General features: G+C 35.1%; 18 protein-coding genes and 1 riboswitch. Of the genes, 3 read left to right on the top strand and 15 right to left on the bottom strand.

What is annotated here, in order from left to right; all coding sequences use genetic code 11:
• Positions 1-253: 253 nt before the first annotated feature.
• Positions 254-1,432: a 30S ribosomal protein S1 gene (gene rpsA / locus FGL66_RS05120; protein ID WP_180808761.1), complete on the bottom strand. Its 1,179-nt coding sequence runs from the start codon at positions 1,430-1,432 to the stop codon at positions 254-256.
• 82 nt (positions 1,433-1,514) lie between these two features.
• Positions 1,515-2,183, bottom strand: coding sequence for a (d)CMP kinase (gene cmk, locus FGL66_RS05115; RefSeq protein WP_180808760.1), 669 nt, complete (start codon positions 2,181-2,183; stop codon positions 1,515-1,517).
• Between the two features lie 76 nt (positions 2,184-2,259).
• Here cmk and FGL66_RS05110 point away from each other — a divergent pair, with 76 nt between their 5' ends.
• A complete protein-coding gene (locus tag FGL66_RS05110; protein WP_180808758.1) occupies positions 2,260-3,222 on the top strand; it encodes an asparaginase in 963 nt (320 codons plus the stop codon).
• Positions 3,223-3,334: 112 nt separating this feature from the next.
• On the opposite strand, the gene ypdA is transcribed toward FGL66_RS05110, so the two are convergent.
• The 4 genes from ypdA to FGL66_RS05090 all read right to left on the bottom strand — a co-directional run bounded on the left by ypdA (position 3,335) and on the right by FGL66_RS05090 (position 8,254).
• A complete protein-coding gene (gene ypdA, locus FGL66_RS05105) occupies positions 3,335-4,321 on the bottom strand; it encodes a bacillithiol disulfide reductase YpdA (RefSeq protein ID WP_180808757.1) in 987 nt (328 codons plus the stop codon).
• A 252-nt stretch (positions 4,322-4,573) separates the two neighbouring features.
• On the bottom strand, positions 4,574-5,773 hold the full coding sequence (locus FGL66_RS05100; protein WP_180808755.1) for a LysM peptidoglycan-binding domain-containing protein: 1,200 nt from the start codon (positions 5,771-5,773) through the stop codon (positions 4,574-4,576).
• 167 nt (positions 5,774-5,940) lie between these two features.
• Positions 5,941-7,317, bottom strand: a complete 1,377-nt coding sequence (locus tag FGL66_RS05095) for a RecQ family ATP-dependent DNA helicase (RefSeq protein ID WP_180808754.1) — start codon at positions 7,315-7,317, stop codon at positions 5,941-5,943.
• The gene (locus FGL66_RS05090; RefSeq protein ID WP_180808753.1) at positions 7,310-8,254 is read right to left on the bottom strand and encodes a helix-turn-helix domain-containing protein; all 945 of its coding nucleotides are present in this window, start codon (positions 8,252-8,254) and stop codon (positions 7,310-7,312) included. The genes FGL66_RS05095 and FGL66_RS05090 overlap by 8 nt, the downstream gene beginning before the upstream one ends.
• A 105-nt stretch (positions 8,255-8,359) precedes the next feature.
• On the opposite strand from FGL66_RS05090, the gene FGL66_RS05085 reads away from it, so the two are divergent.
• The gene (locus FGL66_RS05085) at positions 8,360-8,608 is read left to right on the top strand and encodes a ferredoxin (protein WP_044358884.1); all 249 of its coding nucleotides are present in this window, start codon (positions 8,360-8,362) and stop codon (positions 8,606-8,608) included.
• A gap of 105 nt (positions 8,609-8,713) precedes the next feature.
• Here the strand turns inward: FGL66_RS05085 and FGL66_RS05080 are convergent, their stop codons facing one another.
• The 6 genes from FGL66_RS05080 to FGL66_RS05055 form a co-directional block, all read right to left on the bottom strand.
• Positions 8,714-9,265: an ECF transporter S component gene (locus tag FGL66_RS05080; protein ID WP_180808752.1), complete on the bottom strand. Its 552-nt coding sequence runs from the start codon at positions 9,263-9,265 to the stop codon at positions 8,714-8,716.
• 69 nt (positions 9,266-9,334) lie between these two features.
• A riboswitch (FMN riboswitch) is annotated at positions 9,335-9,460 on the bottom strand.
• Between the two features lie 215 nt (positions 9,461-9,675).
• Positions 9,676-11,418, bottom strand: a complete 1,743-nt coding sequence (locus FGL66_RS05075; protein WP_180810480.1) for a sensor histidine kinase — start codon at positions 11,416-11,418, stop codon at positions 9,676-9,678.
• Entirely contained in the window at positions 11,402-12,127 is a 726-nt protein-coding gene (locus FGL66_RS05070) for a response regulator (RefSeq protein WP_180808751.1), read from the bottom strand. The genes FGL66_RS05075 and FGL66_RS05070 overlap by 17 nt, the downstream gene beginning before the upstream one ends.
• Positions 12,128-12,288: 161 nt before the next feature.
• A complete protein-coding gene (locus FGL66_RS05065) occupies positions 12,289-13,032 on the bottom strand; it encodes a pseudouridine synthase (protein WP_180808750.1) in 744 nt (247 codons plus the stop codon).
• On the bottom strand, positions 13,025-13,576 hold the full coding sequence (scpB, locus tag FGL66_RS05060; RefSeq protein ID WP_180808749.1) for an SMC-Scp complex subunit ScpB: 552 nt from the start codon (positions 13,574-13,576) through the stop codon (positions 13,025-13,027). Before scpB ends, FGL66_RS05065 begins: the two co-directional genes overlap by 8 nt.
• Positions 13,557-14,294 carry a segregation and condensation protein A gene (locus FGL66_RS05055; RefSeq protein ID WP_180808748.1) on the bottom strand — a complete coding sequence of 246 codons (738 nt, stop codon included), beginning with the start codon at positions 14,292-14,294 and terminating at the stop codon, positions 13,557-13,559. The genes scpB and FGL66_RS05055 overlap by 20 nt, the downstream gene beginning before the upstream one ends.
• 88 nt (positions 14,295-14,382) lie before the next feature.
• On the opposite strand from FGL66_RS05055, the gene FGL66_RS05050 reads away from it, so the two are divergent.
• The gene (locus tag FGL66_RS05050) at positions 14,383-14,889 is read left to right on the top strand and encodes a DUF309 domain-containing protein (RefSeq protein WP_180808746.1); all 507 of its coding nucleotides are present in this window, start codon (positions 14,383-14,385) and stop codon (positions 14,887-14,889) included.
• A gap of 84 nt (positions 14,890-14,973) precedes the next feature.
• Here FGL66_RS05050 and xerD read toward each other — a convergent pair whose 3' ends face one another.
• From xerD to FGL66_RS05035, 3 genes are all read right to left on the bottom strand, one after another.
• A complete protein-coding gene (gene xerD / locus FGL66_RS05045) occupies positions 14,974-15,861 on the bottom strand; it encodes a site-specific tyrosine recombinase XerD (RefSeq protein WP_180808745.1) in 888 nt (295 codons plus the stop codon).
• A gap of 25 nt (positions 15,862-15,886) precedes the next feature.
• Positions 15,887-16,345 carry a ferric iron uptake transcriptional regulator gene (gene fur, locus FGL66_RS05040; protein WP_180808744.1) on the bottom strand — a complete coding sequence of 153 codons (459 nt, stop codon included), beginning with the start codon at positions 16,343-16,345 and terminating at the stop codon, positions 15,887-15,889.
• A gap of 86 nt (positions 16,346-16,431) precedes the next feature.
• The gene (locus FGL66_RS05035; protein WP_180808743.1) at positions 16,432-16,983 is read right to left on the bottom strand and encodes an NUDIX domain-containing protein; all 552 of its coding nucleotides are present in this window, start codon (positions 16,981-16,983) and stop codon (positions 16,432-16,434) included.
• Positions 16,984-17,053 lie beyond the last annotated feature (70 nt).

Below are 17,053 nucleotides of genomic sequence, written 5' to 3'. Positions count from 1 at the left end.
GCATGAGATAAAATAAGAATAAAAATGATGACTAGGCTGCGGGACAGAAAACGTAATTTACAAAAAGTTTTTCCAGTTATCTTTGATCTTCGAAAATATGTGTTCACTTATTTAGAATGATTTTTACGATCTCTTAGTCCCAAAACCTTTAGCATATTTAAGTATGTATGTATATTTCTTTTTTTAATATCACAAAAGAATAGACTGAAAAGCTACACCTTGTAACTTTCCAGTCTGTTTGAGACATTAAATATTATAGGTTAAGGTCTTTAAACTTATCAGCAAACATATCGCCCAATGTTGGGTTATTGTTTTCATCATCTTGAGTCATATATTGTTCAGTTGTTTCTTCGGATGCTTCATTTACATCTTCTTCGGGTGTTGCTGCTTTAATTGATAACGAAATACGTTCTTCATCAGGGTTAATGCCTAAAATTTTAACATTAACTGTTTGACCTGGCTCTACAGCTTCATTTGGTGTTCCGATATGTTTGTGGCTAATTTCAGAAATATGAACAAGACCTTGTAGTCCTGGTCCGATTTCTACAAATGCACCGAAGCTTGCTAAACGTACGACTTTACCTTCAACAATATCGCCTTCATTGAATTGAGATTGGATTGTTTCAAAAGGACTTGGTAGTGTGTCTTTGATTGATAATGATACACGCTCTGCATCCGGTTCTACCGAACGAACTTTCACCTTAACAGTCTCTCCAATTGAAACGACTTCATCTGGTGTTTTAACGTGTTCATGAGATAACTCAGAAACATGAACAAGACCATCAACACCACCAAGGTCAATAAAAGCACCAAAGTTTGTAAGGCGTGCAACTTTACCTTCAATAACGTCACCAGCTTGGATAGATTGAAGAAGTGCAGCTTTTTTCTTCGTATTTTCTTCTGCTTCTACAGCTTTACGGCTCAAGATGACACGGTTGTTTTCAGGATCAAGTTCCTCCACTTTTAATTCAAGAACTTTACCTTCATAGTCTGAGAAGTCTTCGATATATTCAGTTGAAATCAATGATGCTGGAATAAAACCACGTTGTCCTACGTCTACAACAAGACCACCTTTAACAACTTCTGTTACTTTAGCTTCAATTGTTTCATTGTTATCAAGTTTTTCTTGTAGGAATTCATATGATTTTTCTTCTTCTAATTGACGTTTAGATAGAATATAGCTACCTGTTTCATTTTCTTCATCAATTTCTACTTTTGTAACATATGCCCCAACTTCATCTCCGACTTTAACAACTTCGTTAACATCATCAATGTGGTGTGTCGAAAGTTGGCTAATTGGGATAATACCGTTATATTTACCCCCGTTTACATGTACAACAACATGTTTGTCGTTGATTTGTTGTACCTCACCTGTGATTTTGTCGCCTTCTTTAATGTCTTGAATCATTGACTCATTGAATTCTTCAGTCATCATAAATGCCTCCTTGTATTACTACATAATAATAACATCTTATAAACCGCTTAAATTGTCAAGAAGTTTCAACGCTTTCATATTAATTTGACAGTACTTTGTGTGCAAGTTCAATAATTTTTTGCGTTACGCTTTCAATTGTCATGCCTGTCGTATCAATCTCGATGGCATCTTGTGCTTTAACAAGTGGTGAAATTTCTCGATTCATATCATAAGCATCTCGTTCAGCAATATCTGCTTTCAATTGTTCTAGTGACGATGTAATACCACGCTCTTGGTTGTCTTTAAGTCGACGTGCGGCACGCTCTTCAACAGAAGCGACCATGTAAACTTTGACTTCTGCGTCTGGTAATACAGTTGTTCCAATGTCACGTCCATCCATTACAATGCCTTTGTTTTTAGCAAGTTGTTGTTGTGTTTCCACGAGATATGTTCGAACCTCTCCTTGTGAGGCAACATAAGATACATGATCCGTAACTTCATTGCTGCGTAAAAAGTCAGTAACATCTTCATCATTTACAATCACACGTTGTCCTTTTGTTTCATCATATGTGAGCTGTAAATTGATATGTTCTATCAAACTTTTAAAATCAGTAAAAGTATCTTGATGATTCAAGTAATAGTAAGTAATAGCGCGATACATTGCACCTGTATCAACATAGATCATACTTAGTGCAGCAGCGACACGTTTAGCGATTGTACTTTTTCCAGCTGCTGCAGGTCCATCTAAAGCAATATTAATAGCAGTCATTTTAAACCTTCCTTGTTGTTGTTTGTATAGTAATATTTTATCATAATGAGTAACCGATTTACGAGGAGGAGTTTCATTGAAAAAATTATTAGTCATTCATACAGGCGGTACCATTAGTATGTCTGAAGATGATTCCAATAAAGTAACAACAAATACAGATAATCCTATTGCCAACCATCAAGATCTCATTCAAGCATATGCAGATATTACTGAAGTGATGCCATTTACTGTACCTTCACCACATATTACGATTGAACATGTTAAAGAAGTTAAGCAGCTTATCGAGAGACACATTGAAGCGTATGATGGTTTTGTTATTACTCATGGTACAGATACGCTTGAAGAGACAGCCTATTTATTAGATTTAACACTTGATATCACAAAGCCGGTTGTTATTACGGGAGCCATGCGTTCATCCAATGAAATAGGCTCAGATGGTTTATACAATTTTATTGCGTCTATTCGAGTAGCTATTGATGATTATTCAAATGGTAAAGGTGTTATGGTCGTCTTTAATGATGAGATACATACAGCACGTAACGTCACTAAAACACACACATCCAATACCAATACTTTTCAAAGCCCCAACCACGGTCCATTAGGTGTTGTGACCAAGTCAGGTATTTATTTTCATCATAGACCTTATAAAAAACCCGTTCTATCTGAAATTAATACAACTTTAGAAGTTCCTTTAGTTAAAGCATATATGAATATGGGGAGTGAAATTTTAACATTTTATGCAGATAAACATGTAGATGGAATTGTAATCGAAGCATTGGGTCAAGGCAATCTCCCACCCTCAGCACTTAATGGATTAGACAAGTGTTTACAAGCGCATATCCCCATTGTATTAGTATCGCGTTCATTTAATGGTATTGTTAGTGCTGTCTATGCTTACGATGGTGGAGGTCATCAACTACTAGATAAAGGTGTGATCTTTTCCAATGGCTTGAATGGTCAAAAAGCACGACTCAAATTGCTCGTAGCATTGAGTAATGGATTGAGTCATAGTGAAATACAAGAATACTTTAATGACTAGAGGATTGTAGCACTAAAGTTGATAGAAAAACTGATGAGACTCAGAGGTTGTCTCATCAGTTTTTAATTGATCATAAGTCATCTGAAATACAGGTTAATGCGCTCACAACGCATTATGATTCTAGTGGACTTTGTTTTTTCGTTAATATGTCTTGAGCAATCGCGACACCATGGTACTTGCCATTTTCAATAAAGATAGTGTTTGCGTCATTACCTGCAGCAATAACGCCAGCAATATAACAGTTTTCGATATTTGTTTCATAAGTATCTCTGTTATAAACAGGTGCTGTACCATATTCGTTCGTATTAATGTCTATTCCAACGGCTGATAAAAAGTCATAATCTGGATGATAACCGATCATTGCAAATACAAAATCATTAGCAATTGTTTGTTTTACACCATTTTTCTCAAAAGTTACTGTATCTTCAGTGATTGCTGTGACATGACTATCAAAATGCATATCAATATTTCCTCTGCGTACGAGTGAATCAAAGTTGGGTAATATCCAAGGTTTAACAGAAGATGAATATTCAGAACCACGATAAATAACAGTCACATTTGCATTTGCTTTTTCAAGTTCTATGGCCGCATCAACTGCAGAGTTTTTTCCGCCAATAACGACGACATTCTGATTGAAATAAGGGTGTGCCTCTTTAAAATAATGCATAACTTTTGGAAGTGTGGCTCCTTCTACTTCTAACGTATTAGGTTGACCATAATAGCCTGTTGCAATGGTCAAGAAACGACATTGATAGACATCTTTAGTCGTTGTAATTGTAAAGTGATCTTCTATTTTTCGTACTGTTAATACTTCTTCAAATGTATTCACTTTGAGGTTATGATGTTTAACCACTTCACGATAATAGACCAAAGCTTGATTGCGACGTGGTTTTAACTCTTCTACGATAAAAGGAACATCGCCAATACTTAATTTGTCACTTGATGAGAAAAAAGTTTGATGTGTTGGATAATGATAGAGTGCTTCCACCACATTTCCTTTTTCGATAATTAATGTTTCAATCCCCTTTTTTTGTTGTTCAATTGCTGCACTTAAACCGCACGGACCGCCACCAATAATGATGCTTTCAACTGTTTTCATACTTTGTACTAATACTAAAAATATGAACTCAAGCTCATATTATGCTAATTTAGTATTCAGTGTGCCTCCTTATTCACATACTAGCATGGTATATACGTTCTTTAATAGCAACTTAAATTAATCCTCGAATATTATAGCAATTTTCTACATTAAACAAAATGAATAAGTTTTGACATCTTTATAATCAAAGCATGAGATAGAAAAAGAGAGTGTATCGTAATCTTCATTACGATACGCTCTCTTATGCGATTATTATGGGATAATGAGTTGCTGTCCGTTACTGATGTTATTGCCACTAATACCATTCGCTTGTCTAATTTTTTCAACATTCTCAGGTGAACCACTACCATAATACTGAATAGCGATACGATATAGGTTTTCGCTACCTCCAACTGTGTGTGCTTGACCGCCTGCACTTTGTACTTGTTGTTGCTGTTGTGTATTTTGCTGATTGTATTGCTGAGTGGCATTTTGTTGATTTTGAGTGGCCTCTTGATTATTTTGAGCAGTTGCACGAGCAGCTTCTTCATCTTGTTTAGCTTTCTCTCTCTCAGCTTTTTCTTTTTCAGCCTGTGCTTTCTCTTTCTCAGCTTTCTCTTTCTCAGCTTTTTCTTTTTCGGCTTTCGCTTTTTCAGCTTCTTCTTTTTTAGCTTTTTCTTTCTCGGCCTTTTCTTTTTTAGCATCTTCTTTTTGAGTTTCTTTGCTGTTATTTTGTGTAAGTTGTGCGTCAGAATGATTATTGTTTGCATTTTGATTGAATAAATACATGCCACCAAATACAGCGATGGATCCTAATAGTAAAATAGCCACAATGATAGGAATAATACGCTTTACGAAACTTCCACTGCCTGATCCGTTGGAAACAGTATTTGTCGGAGTTTCGTTTTGGGTTGTACTTTCAGAGTCATGGGCTGTATTTGTAGCGTTGGATTGACTGGAAGTACTGTCAGTTGTTTTGGCATTAGCGGCACTTGCGCCAGCTGCTCCTGCACTAGTCACTGTTGCGGCTGCAGCTTTTTCTTTTTTAGAATGCTTTGTATCCTTCTTAGGTTGATCTGACTGCGCCTTAGCTGCCCCTGCTTTTTTCTTCTGTTTCGAATTCTTTTTCTTGTTTGGTGATGCATTCGTCTGTTGTTGTGTTGACGCATGTGTCGTAGCACTTGCGCCAGCTGCTGCCCCTACCTTTTTATCTACACCGGTCTTTTGTTTCGGTTGTTCATCTGCCTGCCCTTTTTTTACATTTGTATGATCTGTAGCTTTTTGATTATAATCACGTTTGCGATGTCGTCTTGCAGTATTACGTGGTGGGAAATGTTGATCACTTTGATGTTCAGTTTTTTGTATGTTTTTCTCACCGCTTGTTTCTTGTTGAGATGTTATTTCTTCATTGTTTGATGGTTTGATTTCTTGACGATTGCGTTCAAACTCATCTTTAAAATTATCATTTGTCACACTTTTCACCCTTTCTACATAATTATATAGCTGTTATTATGACATTTAAAACATATAAAACACATCATTGATTAAAAGGCTGAATAAGTTAACGGTGTATCTTATAATTCGAGGCAATTATCATAATTATAGCGTTTTTAAAATTGTACTGTAAAGCAAACAGATGTCTAATTAAATAAACTTTTAAGCTTTTCTTCAAATGTTAACGCTCTTTTTACTTTTTTCTTATTGGGTATGTCTATCATTGTAAGGTTATCACACAGATCACAACAAAGTGTATGTGTTTCTTTTGACATATCAAAAAACTGTAAGAGATACGATCTTCTACATATTGTTGTCGTAGCGTAATTCAGCATATATTGATATGCACGTTGCTTTTGTTGGAAATTATGCTGAAAAATTTGTTTGAGCTGTTGGGTACTATAACGCACATTTAAAAGATCTAATATATGTTTTTTTTCGAAGTCTATAAGTTCTCCTTGTTCATAAAGAGAAATATCTTCATCATGGATAATATTACCTACCCCTAACATCTCCATTAAAAATTGGTCATCATATTGATATAGTGCAATAGCTTGACTTTGTTGACCATCACGTCCCGCTCTACCAATTTCTTGTAAATAATTTGACGGACTAGGTGGAATATGGAAATGAATGACCGTTCGAATATCAGATTTATTCACACCCATACCAAAAGCACTGGTTGCAACAATAATACGAATATCATTATTTAAAAATTGTTGTTGTACGGTATGGCGTTCTTGATAGCTCAAATCACTGTGGTAAATCCCTGTAAGATAGCCTTCCTTATAAATTTCTTCAGCAAGTTCTAAGCATATCTTTTTAGAAGAAACATAAATAATCGTGGGTCCAGAGGTTGAAATGTGTTCTAAAATCCATGTTATTTTCTCATCATAACTGTTCATATGTTTAACGGATAGCATAATATTCGAGCGATCCATAGATGACTGCAAAGTATGAAATAAACGTCCAGTAATAAATTCAACATCACGCTGTAAATGTGGTGTTGCGGTAGCAGTTAGTGCGAGAACAGTAGCTTGTTGGTAATGCTGAATAATATCTCCAATTAATGCGTAATGAGGTCTAAAGTCAAATCCCCATTCAGATAAGCAATGTACTTCATCCAATACAATCAAACCGAAATCAATCGTTTGAAACTGTTCAAAATGATGAGATTGTAAAATAAATTCAGGACTTACAAAAATAAAACGTGATGTATGGATACGTTGAAACGCAAGTTGACGCTCATAAGTTTCCATACCAGAATGAATAGAAACAACGCGATGTTCACCCTTCATCTTCATTTGCATCACTTGATCATCCATCAATGATATTAAAGGAGATATGATTAATGTGGGTTTTCTCTTAATATATGTTGGTAATTGATAACATAAACTTTTGCCACTTCCTGTTGGCAAAATCCCTAATACATTATGTTCATCAAGCACATGTTGAATAATACTTTCTTGACCTGGGCGAAAGTCATCAAATCCAAAGTACTGTTGAAGTGCTTGTTTAAGCATGTAAATCCCCCTTTGCAATACCAATAATGGCAAGTTTAATCTCAAAGTAACTTAAATGTTCAAAGTTTTCTTTGTAAAAGCGTAGTTTCTGGTAAGGGTGTTGATTATAAAACTGTATAAAATCAATCATATTATGCATTAGATATGGTGTATAGTCTTGAATATAGTTATGTATAAATAATGCTAAAATATGATCATGAATCGTATTTTCCGTTCGATGAGTCTGTTCTGCAATATCGTGAATAGATCGTCCTTGGTTTAATAAGACAAATGTACGCATAAGCGTGTGTGACAGTGGTACATGCATTAAACAATATGTCAAAATTGGAAACTGTGTATTATCTCTAAGCAAATCATATAAATACACGATATCTGTATAATGTATTTGAGTCAAAGTGGTCATATCTTGTTGAGTCACAAGACTGACTTGTTTTGTTGTATACATCGCTTCATCATAACCTGTTAAATAATAATGCGCGGTACTGTTCTCGTGTTTTGCGTTTAAACATTGAAAGAGCAGGTACAATTCATCTTCTACATCTTGAATATGTGTTTTAAGATGAAAGTGATGATATATACGACGTACAGTTTGATGCACTGCTATTTGTGAGGTAATAGGGACAAAGGACATATGCCCGTGTTTTGCATATGACAATGTTTGTATGAGTAATTGTAATGCTGTGAACGTTTGCTGTAATATGGCGTAGGGTGCATGGTTTTGAAGTGGCAATGAGATGTGTGGATGCGTACTTTTAATAATTGATTCAAAGTTGTCATAAGTAAGCGTAGGTGCACATCCATATAAACTCAGCATTTCTAAGGACGTTGCATCAAAAAACGTTTGATGTGACTTTTTCCCTGTGATAATATTAAAGATGCTTTTTTTGCTTTTATGGGGATTTGCATGCTGATATGCAAAAGTTATAATAGATTTCATGGTGATAACCTCATTTATAAAACGTATATATTGAAAAAAGAAGATTTCCAAACTACAATGAAATTATAATGCTAGTTTGGCACTTTGAAAAGGGAGGCGAAAAAATTGGCTAAGTATACGATTGTCGATATGGATACTTGTATCGCATGTGGTGCTTGTGGTGCAGCAGCTCCAGACATCTATGACTATGATGATGAAGGTATTGCATACGTTATTTTAGACGATAACCAAGGCACAACACCTGTACCAGAAGAGTTATATGAAGATTTAGAAGATGCTTTTGAAGGCTGCCCTACTGACTCCATTAAAGTCGAAGAAGAGACTTTTGATGGCGATGCATTAAAATTTGAATAATGTAATTCATGCATATATTGTACGTCAATAATGTAGGAATTCATATAAATAAGCAGACAAGAAGTGATGTGTAATGCATCACTTCTTGTCTGCTTATTTTATCTTTTATAGTTTGAGCACATCTTTTAAACGATTATATAACATAAGGAATAATATTGAAACAATGCACCCTTTAATTAAATTAAAGGGAATAATTCCTGCTGTGACAATCACTTTTAAATTTTGGGCAACATCAGATAAGTTCATAATCAAACCATACAGCGGGAGTAGCACAAAATAATTCATAATACTTAAAACAAGTGTCATGATGAGTGTCCCGGCTACTAAACCAAGTATTAACATGCGTGTTGTTCGTTTTTTACGATAAATACTATACGCTGTTAATAATAGGCTACTTCCTGCTAAAAAGTTAGCTAAAGGACCAATAGGGTCAGCCATATAGAAAAAGAAATTGAGTAAGTTTTTGATGAACTCAACAAGTACCCCTGCGATAGGACCTAATGTAAACGTAGCAAGTAGTGCAGGTACATCACTAAAGTCCAATGTCAGATATGGTGGTAAAAACGGTAATGGGAATTTAATAAACATTAAAATAAACGAAATGGCACTCAACACACCAATAATAATTAATTGGCGCGTTTGTTTAGTTTGTTGCACGATAGAAGACCTCCTGCTTGATATTCATCTTTTCGAATAGGAGGTTATTAAAATGCAACACAAATAAGCCTCCATCTTCTTCCATCCAGACTTTAACTGTCGGCTTCAGAATCTCACTGAATCAGCCATAAAATTTATGGGTCGCAGGCTTAGTTTACTGCCGGTAAGGAATTTCACCTAACCCCGAAGATGAATTCATTGATTTTTTATTTACGATTATTTTACCGAATAACCTTGTGGAATACAAGATAACAAGCCCAGCAGATAATGTTAAAATTAAAGGTGAAAAGGAAAAATTGAGGTGTTAAAATTTAATGCATTAGCATTATATGAAATATGGACGTAGAGTAAAAAGCCCATTTTTACCCAAAAGCTTTCTATTCTACGTCCATATTTTAAGTGTAAATCAGTTATTTCTTTTTAGGCAATGCGATTGTGAATGTTGTACCGATATTCACAGTGCTATTGACATGAATGGTTCCCCCATGTGCTTCTACAATCATGCGTGTGATAAATAGTCCCAGTCCTGTTCCTTGTTTACCACGCTTCCTTGCAGCATCAGCTTTATAAAAGCGATCAAAAACTTTCTCCAAATGTTCGGGTGCAATCCCTACCCCAGTATCTTCAACAGTTAAAATTTGATATTGCTCTGTTTCATGTGCATAAATCATAATCTGATCATTTGGACGCGTATAGCGTGAGGCATTGTCAACAAGGTTCGTTAAAACTTGCTCCATACGATCAAAGTCATAATACCAATTTTTTGCTATCGCTCCATCTTGTTGAAAGTCAAGTGTGAGTTTAAGTTCTGAAGATTGCTGACGGTATTTTATCGACATTTTATTGACTAATTCCGACATAGGGCGTATTTCTTTTGTAATATTAATACCTTCAGCATCTATTTTTGCAACATTTAATAATTCATTGACTAATCGGCTCAATCGTTTCGTCTCATCAAGGACTATAAGCAAAAATTCATGTATTTCATCTGGCTCAGTAACAATACCATCCACAATAGATTCAGTATAACCTTGCAGTAATGAGATAGGCGTACGTAGTTCATGCGATACACTCGCAATAAAATCTTTTTTCATTTGTTCCATATGATGTTCATTTGTCATATCTCGAATTACAACAACAAGTCCACTTTCTCTATTCGTTTGAATACGATCAATATAACTCATGACAACAACATAAAAATGTTGATTCATCTCGTATTCACGATATTCTGTTTTTCGACTGGCAAAAGTATCATCTATTTGCATATCAAACTGTGCTTTGTCTTCTGGTGTCATTTCAAGCATCATCTTATGCGCCAAATAATTAGATAAAATAATTTGACGGCGATGATTAATGCCTAAGACGCCTTGTGCCATTGAGTTAATTAAAGTATCTCGAATATTTTTAGATGTTGTAATAGCATCGATATGATTTTGAATATTGTGGCTCATTTGATTAAAAGCTGTTGCTAACTCCCCAATCTCATCTTTTGTTTGGACAGGAACGTGTTTATCATAGTGTCCTTTTGCAACTTCTTGTGCTTGTGTTTTCAACTGTCGCAATGGATGAGTGATACGTGTTGATAAGAAGAAAGCAAATATTGTCGAGATGATTAAGAAAATAATAGCTGTAATAAGAATAATGATTGTAATTACATTATTTGTATCATCAATACTTTTCAAATCTTCGTAAATATATATCGCAGATGATTGTCCATGATTATCTTTTGTTGGATAACCCAACAAAACATACGTCCGCTTTTTACCGTTGTCCTCTAATGTGAAATGTTTGAGCTGCTTTTGGTGATGTGTTTGAACATTATTGAGCTGTTTGTCTTGCTTAATGACATGTTGAATTTGTGATTTGATTTCATCTTTTTTTGATGTTTCTTTCGCATTATCAGGTAAAATAATAATACCTTTATTGCCTTCTAGTAACATTTCACTATGTTCGATAGCAAGTTGTCGATTTTTACTTTTTTCAATAATGGCACTAATATTTTCTGCGTTTTCATATAAAGACTGCTCTGTTTTTTGCGTGAAATAATATTGAATAAATGTAATGAGTGCTGCACTTAGTAAAATTAAAACTGTCGTCACTATTAATATAATAGTTAACCACAGTTTTATTACAACGCTATTTAGACGTTTCATCTGTTTGTGATACTTCAAATTTATAACCGACACCCCATACGGTTTGAATCATTAAAGCAGCATCTGTCGAAACACGATTTAACTTTTCACGCAAGCGTTTTACATGGGTATCTACGGTACGTAAATCACCATAAAATTCATAGTGCCATACTTCTTTGAGTAATTGCTCTCGGTCAAAAACTTTATTAGGCGTTTTTGCTAAAAAGATGAGCAGTTCATACTCTTTAGGTGTTAAATTGACTGGTGTGTCATCAGCAAGAACTTTATGTGCATCATTGTCAATAACGAGATGTTCAAATTCAATCATATCTCTTGCATGTGGTTCGTTTTGCTCTGTTGTTGCTGATTGTGTCCGTCTTAAGAGCGCTTTGAGACGTAATACAACTTCACGTGGTGAAAAAGGTTTAACGATATAATCATCGGCCCCAGATTCAAACCCTTCAACACGGTTATTCTCTTCACCTTTAGCAGTCAACATAATAATGGGGGTATCTTTTGTTTCACGCAAGCGCGTGGCAACTTCAATACCATCCATCTCGGGCAACATCAAGTCGAGCAAGATACAGGCATAGTCATATTTTGTTGCTAAATCCAGTGCTTCACGCCCGTCACTTGCTTCTACAATTTCATAACCTTCTCTTTCAAGAAATAACCTTAATAATTTTCTAATACGATGTTCATCATCAACGACTAATATCTCTTTAGTCACACAACATACCTCCTACATATGATGACTTGTAATATTTGGTTTATATTATAACATACTGGCATTTACACTTAATAACAAAAGAATAAGAATCGCGCACGAGATAGCGCTAGATACAGTATATGTATCAGATGTTGATCAGCTGATTCTCTTTGTAGTGCATATTAATGTACAGAACCCCTCTGTGCTAATTGGCGTAACGTTTTAACTTCGTGAGGTGACAACACACGACCTTCACCAGCTCCTAGTCCTTTCAATGTTAAAGGACCGAAAGAAATACGTGAAAGTTTAGTTACGTTAAAACCAAAGTGTTCAAACATACGGCGTACTTGACGATTACGCCCCTCTGTAATTGTAATTTCAACGATAGAAGTATTTTTTTCTTTGTTTTGTTTTTTGACTTTCACTTGAGCGGGGTGCGTTTTGCCATCTTCCAGTATGATACCATGTTCTAATTGTTTGACTTGTTCACGTAAGATGTATCCTTCGATTTTGGCAACATATGTTTTAGGGATTTTGTATCTTGGATGTGTCATTAAGTTTGTAAACGTACCATCATTTGTTAATAGTAATAGTCCTGAAGTATCATAATCAAGACGCCCTACTGGATAGATGCGTGTTTCGAGATCATCAAAATAGTCTGTAACTACCTTTCTTCCGCGATCATCTGATACACTTGTAATCACCTGTGAAGGTTTATAAAACAAAATATAAAGTTTATCTTCTATTTCTAAAGGGATACCGTTTACACTTACTTCATCAGATGGACGTACCTTTGTTCCTAGCTCTGTGATGATTTTACCGTTCACTTGCACTTTCCCTTCTTCTATAAGTGTTTCAGCTTTACGGCGTGATGTGTATCCACTATTGGCGATGCGTTTTTGTAGTCTTTCTAGTTCATTATTCATGTGTTGGATGTCCTTTCTGATTCACAAGATTACTAAAAAATGTTTCTATTTCTTCTGCTTCTTCATCTGTTGTTGGCAATTCAGATAAGCTTTCAAGTCCAAAAACATTTAAAAATAAATCTGTTGTATAAAGCTGTTGCCCTCGTGCTTCAGCTTGCTGTTTTGGCTCAATAAGTCCTTTGGCGATCAAAGTCTTAACAGGACCATCAGAGCTTATTCCCCGTATCATTTCAATATCACTACGTGTAACAGGTTGATTATACGCAATAATTGATAAAACTTCCATTGATGCTTGTGATAATTTAGTTGAAACCTTATTCATAATTAAAGATTCTATATACGGTTCCATTTCTTTGGCTGTTGTTAATACATATGTTTCCCCAAATTTTTGAACTTTTAAACCGGGGAGCTTTAGAGCTTCTATTTCAGCAATAAGTGTTTCTTCATCAATATTTAAAGATGTCATTAATTGTTGTGTATCAATACCGTCTTCTCCTACTGTATATAAAAGTGCTGTGAGTGCACTATTGAGCTGGTGTACCATAATTGACTCCTTTAGTAATTTCAATATTGTGGAAAGCTTTCGTTTGTTGAATATTTACAGCACCTATTTTTGCCATTTCTAATAAAGCTAAAAAATGCGTGACCACATGTTCAATAGATTCATTAAATGTAAATAAGTCAAAAAAAGATAATTTATCATAATGAGAGAGCTGCTTATAAATTTGTGCTGTCGATTGTTGAATGGTATACGTTTCTTTTTGGATGTTGACTTGCGTTGGCTTTTTGAGTGCAATACGTGTTTTCATTTTTTGATATGCAACAATAAGTGCTGTAAGATCAATTGTTGTACCTTCAGGAATACGTTCGGATTGTTCATAGTCTGATAAATCAGAAGGTGTTTTTGTATAGTAATGGCATCGCTCTTCTTTTTTTTTGTTTAACATTTCTGCGTAGGCTTTATAGTTTTGGTATTCGATCAGCTTGCCAACAAGTGCTTCTCGTGGATCTTCTTCAACCACTTCATCAGATGTATAGTCTGGCAACAATAGTTTACTTTTAATCATTAAAAGTTCTGAAGCCATGACTAAATATTCACTTGCCACATTGATTTCTAGTTGTTTCATAGCATGCACATATTGCATATATTGTTCGGTTAATGCTTTCATAGGTATATCGTAAATATCTATTTCAAATTGTTGGATGAGATGTAATAATAAATCTAAAGGGCCACTAAAGGCATCTAATTTTACTTCATACATTAAAAAAGCCTCACTTTATCAGCATGTTCAATGCATTTATTATAGCATGTTTATGAATAAGAATACATTTAGGAGAGGAGCGATACAGATGCAACATGCACTGATTGATTTTTATTATCAGTTTCATACGAAGCAACATTACTTTTTATGTCATGATATTTTAGAAGAGGCATGGAAAGCACAACCTCACTACTCTAAAAATGATATGATTGTTAGTTTAATATTATTTGCTACGGCTTCATACCATTACCGACGTCAAAACTTTATAGGTGCGCGACGATTATATCAAAAAGCATATGATATCGTCGAACCGTATGATGATGATAGTGTGATGTTACAATTAGGGATAGAGGCTTCACAGTATCGCAGTCAGTTAAATATGCTCATTGAAGCGACTCATTCTCAATTGCCTTTCTCCCCCATTGCTTTACCCATAACGCATGATATGAAAAAAGCTTTAAAAAGATCATATCCTACATATTATTGGTGTGATACGCTCATTCAGTCTGAGAACATTATACATCATCATAAGTATAGAGATCGTTCTGATGTTATTGCAGCACGTAAAACAGCGTGGGCGCTACGCAATCAATGAATATTGATATTCAACTTATCCGATAACTCAACATAAAAGGAGCCCATCACTAATCAGCGTGGGCTAAGATACAATCGAGCTACATTAAGCTCTAGGGTGATATGTTTGATATGCTTGTCGAATTTGTGCGCTCGAAATATGTGTATAAAGTTGTGTTGTTGAAATATCCGAATGACCGAGCATCTCTTGAACTGCTCTTAAATCTGCGCCATTTTCTAATAAATGTGTTGCAAAAGAATGACGCAATGTATGTGGTGTTAGACTTTTATGGAGCCCTGCTTTGAGAGCAGTCTGCTTGATAATCTTCCAAACCCCTTGTCGGGATAAAGGTTTACCGTGCATATTTAAAAATAACGTATCTGTAACAGTGTTTTTTAATAGATGTGGTCGTACATCTGTTAAATAGGTTGTTAAATACTGTATGACAGTTTCTCCCAAAGGGACAATGCGTTCTTTATTCCCCTTTCCAAATACTTTAACGAATCCCATGATTAAATTAACATCTTGTATTTCGATATGTATGAGTTCCGACACACGCATACCTGTTGCATAGAGTAACTCTAACATTGTACGATCTCTGTACCCGTTATGCTTAGTTAAAGTGGGTGTTTCCAGTAGTTGATCCACCTCACTAATCGTCAAGACGTCTGGCAACTTACGTTCATATTTGGGAGTCGTAATAAGAACAGTAGGATCTTGTGTCGTATAGTTCTCACGCAGCGCAAACTGATGGAAACTACGAATAGTAGATGTAAACCGTGCAATGGATTTTGCAGAACGCCCTTCGTCATGAAGGTGTCCAAACCATTGTTGAATCATCTCTCGTGTAACAAAATCTAAATGTGTAATTTTTTGTTCTATTAAATAATTGATGTAATGATTCAAATCACGACGATAAGCTGCAATCGTATTATGTGATAGTCCTTTTTCTAGCTGAATAAATCTTAAAAACTCATCGCGTACTTCTTTCATCATAACACCTCTCGATTTTCACAATCTATACGTCAGTTCCTTTTCCTGCTTGTTGACAAGTTGAACATATGCCATGAAATGTCAAACGATGATCTAAAATTTTAAAGTCAAATTCATTTTCTACACGTTCTTCAACTTGTGGAAGTAAATCTTCATCGATTTCATCTACACGTCCACACTCCATGCAAACAAGATGATGATGAAAATGTTTAGAGCCTTCTTTGCGCAAATCAAAACGTGCAACACCATCACCAAAACTGACTTTGTCTACAACTTTAATATCTGCTAAAAGTTCTAACGTACGATATACTGTTGCAAGTCCAATTTCAGGTGCTTTCTCTTTTACTTTTAAATAGACATCTTCTGCGCTGAGATGATCTGCTTCATTTTCGATAAGTACACGTACTGTTGCTTCTCGTTGTGGTGTTAACTTATATGAAGACTGTTGTAATTGCTGCTTTACACGATTAAGACGTTCTTCCACGGCAGCTTCACTCCTATACTGATAATTATAATTAATCTTGTTTAGATATTATTAAAATACCAGTAATTGAGAAAAAAAGCAATCTTTCAACCCTTTTCATTAGAATGATTATAAACTGATAATACGTATTGAAGTGCAATTAATGTTTTAGCATCTTTGATTTTTCGTGAGCTGACTGCCTGTTGGACATCAGAAAGCGTGTAGTATAATGTTTCGACAAATTCATCCTCATCTAACTGTATATGTCCTTTTTCTAATTGATTTGTAAAATAAATAGAAATTAATTCGTTTGAGAAGCCCGGTGCACCGTATACATCTCCAATATGTGTAAGGTTTTTCGTACGATAGCCTGTTTCTTCTTCTAGCTCTCTTTTGGCTGCAGCTTCTCTATTTTCCCCTATTTCAAGCTTGCCAGCAGGGATTTCAATAAGTGTATGTTCAAGTGGTTTGCGAAATTGTTTTACTAAAATGACTTTATTTTCAGGTGTCATTGCACAAACTGCGACAGCACCATTGTGTTTGACAATTTCACGATAAGCTGTTTGATCATTGGGCAATGTGACAAGATGTTTTTCGACATCAATAATTTTTCCTTCATATAGTACTTCTTTTGAAATTGTTTTTTCTTCAAAGTGCATAGCGTTCGCTCCTTTTAATTTATATCAGTGATTTGATATGATGATATATATAAAGTGTATCGGAAGGAGT

This window comes from Staphylococcus sp. 17KM0847 (assembly GCF_013463155.1).
In the GTDB taxonomy this organism is placed as follows: Bacteria; Bacillota; Bacilli; order Staphylococcales; family Staphylococcaceae; genus Staphylococcus.
This window is presented reverse-complemented; position numbering and strand designations above follow the sequence as displayed.

Coding starts and splice junctions, on each gene's coding strand:
- FGL66_RS05055 (WP_180808748.1), bottom strand. CDS start 14,294: ATGTATGAAGTAAAATTAGATGCCTTTAGTGGCCCTTTAGATTTATTA.
- scpB (WP_180808749.1), bottom strand. CDS start 13,576: ATGGTACACCAGCTCAATAGTGCACTCACAGCACTTTTATATACAGTA.
- FGL66_RS05095 (WP_180808754.1), bottom strand. CDS start 7,317: ATGCTTAAACAAGCACTTCAACAGTACTTTGGATTTGATGACTTTCGC.
- FGL66_RS05065 (WP_180808750.1), bottom strand. CDS start 13,032: ATGAATAATGAACTAGAAAGACTACAAAAACGCATCGCCAATAGTGGA.
- rpsA (WP_180808761.1), bottom strand. CDS start 1,432: ATGACTGAAGAATTCAATGAGTCAATGATTCAAGACATTAAAGAAGGC.
- ypdA (WP_180808757.1), bottom strand. CDS start 4,321: ATGAAAACAGTTGAAAGCATCATTATTGGTGGCGGTCCGTGCGGTTTA.
- xerD (WP_180808745.1), bottom strand. CDS start 15,861: ATGAAAGAAGTACGCGATGAGTTTTTAAGATTTATTCAGCTAGAAAAA.
- FGL66_RS05075 (WP_180810480.1), bottom strand. CDS start 11,418: ATGAAACGTCTAAATAGCGTTGTAATAAAACTGTGGTTAACTATTATA.
- FGL66_RS05090 (WP_180808753.1), bottom strand. CDS start 8,254: ATGAAATCTATTATAACTTTTGCATATCAGCATGCAAATCCCCATAAA.
- FGL66_RS05035 (WP_180808743.1), bottom strand. CDS start 16,983: ATGCACTTTGAAGAAAAAACAATTTCAAAAGAAGTACTATATGAAGGA.
- cmk (WP_180808760.1), bottom strand. CDS start 2,183: ATGACTGCTATTAATATTGCTTTAGATGGACCTGCAGCAGCTGGAAAA.
- FGL66_RS05050 (WP_180808746.1), top strand. CDS start 14,383: ATGCAACATGCACTGATTGATTTTTATTATCAGTTTCATACGAAGCAA.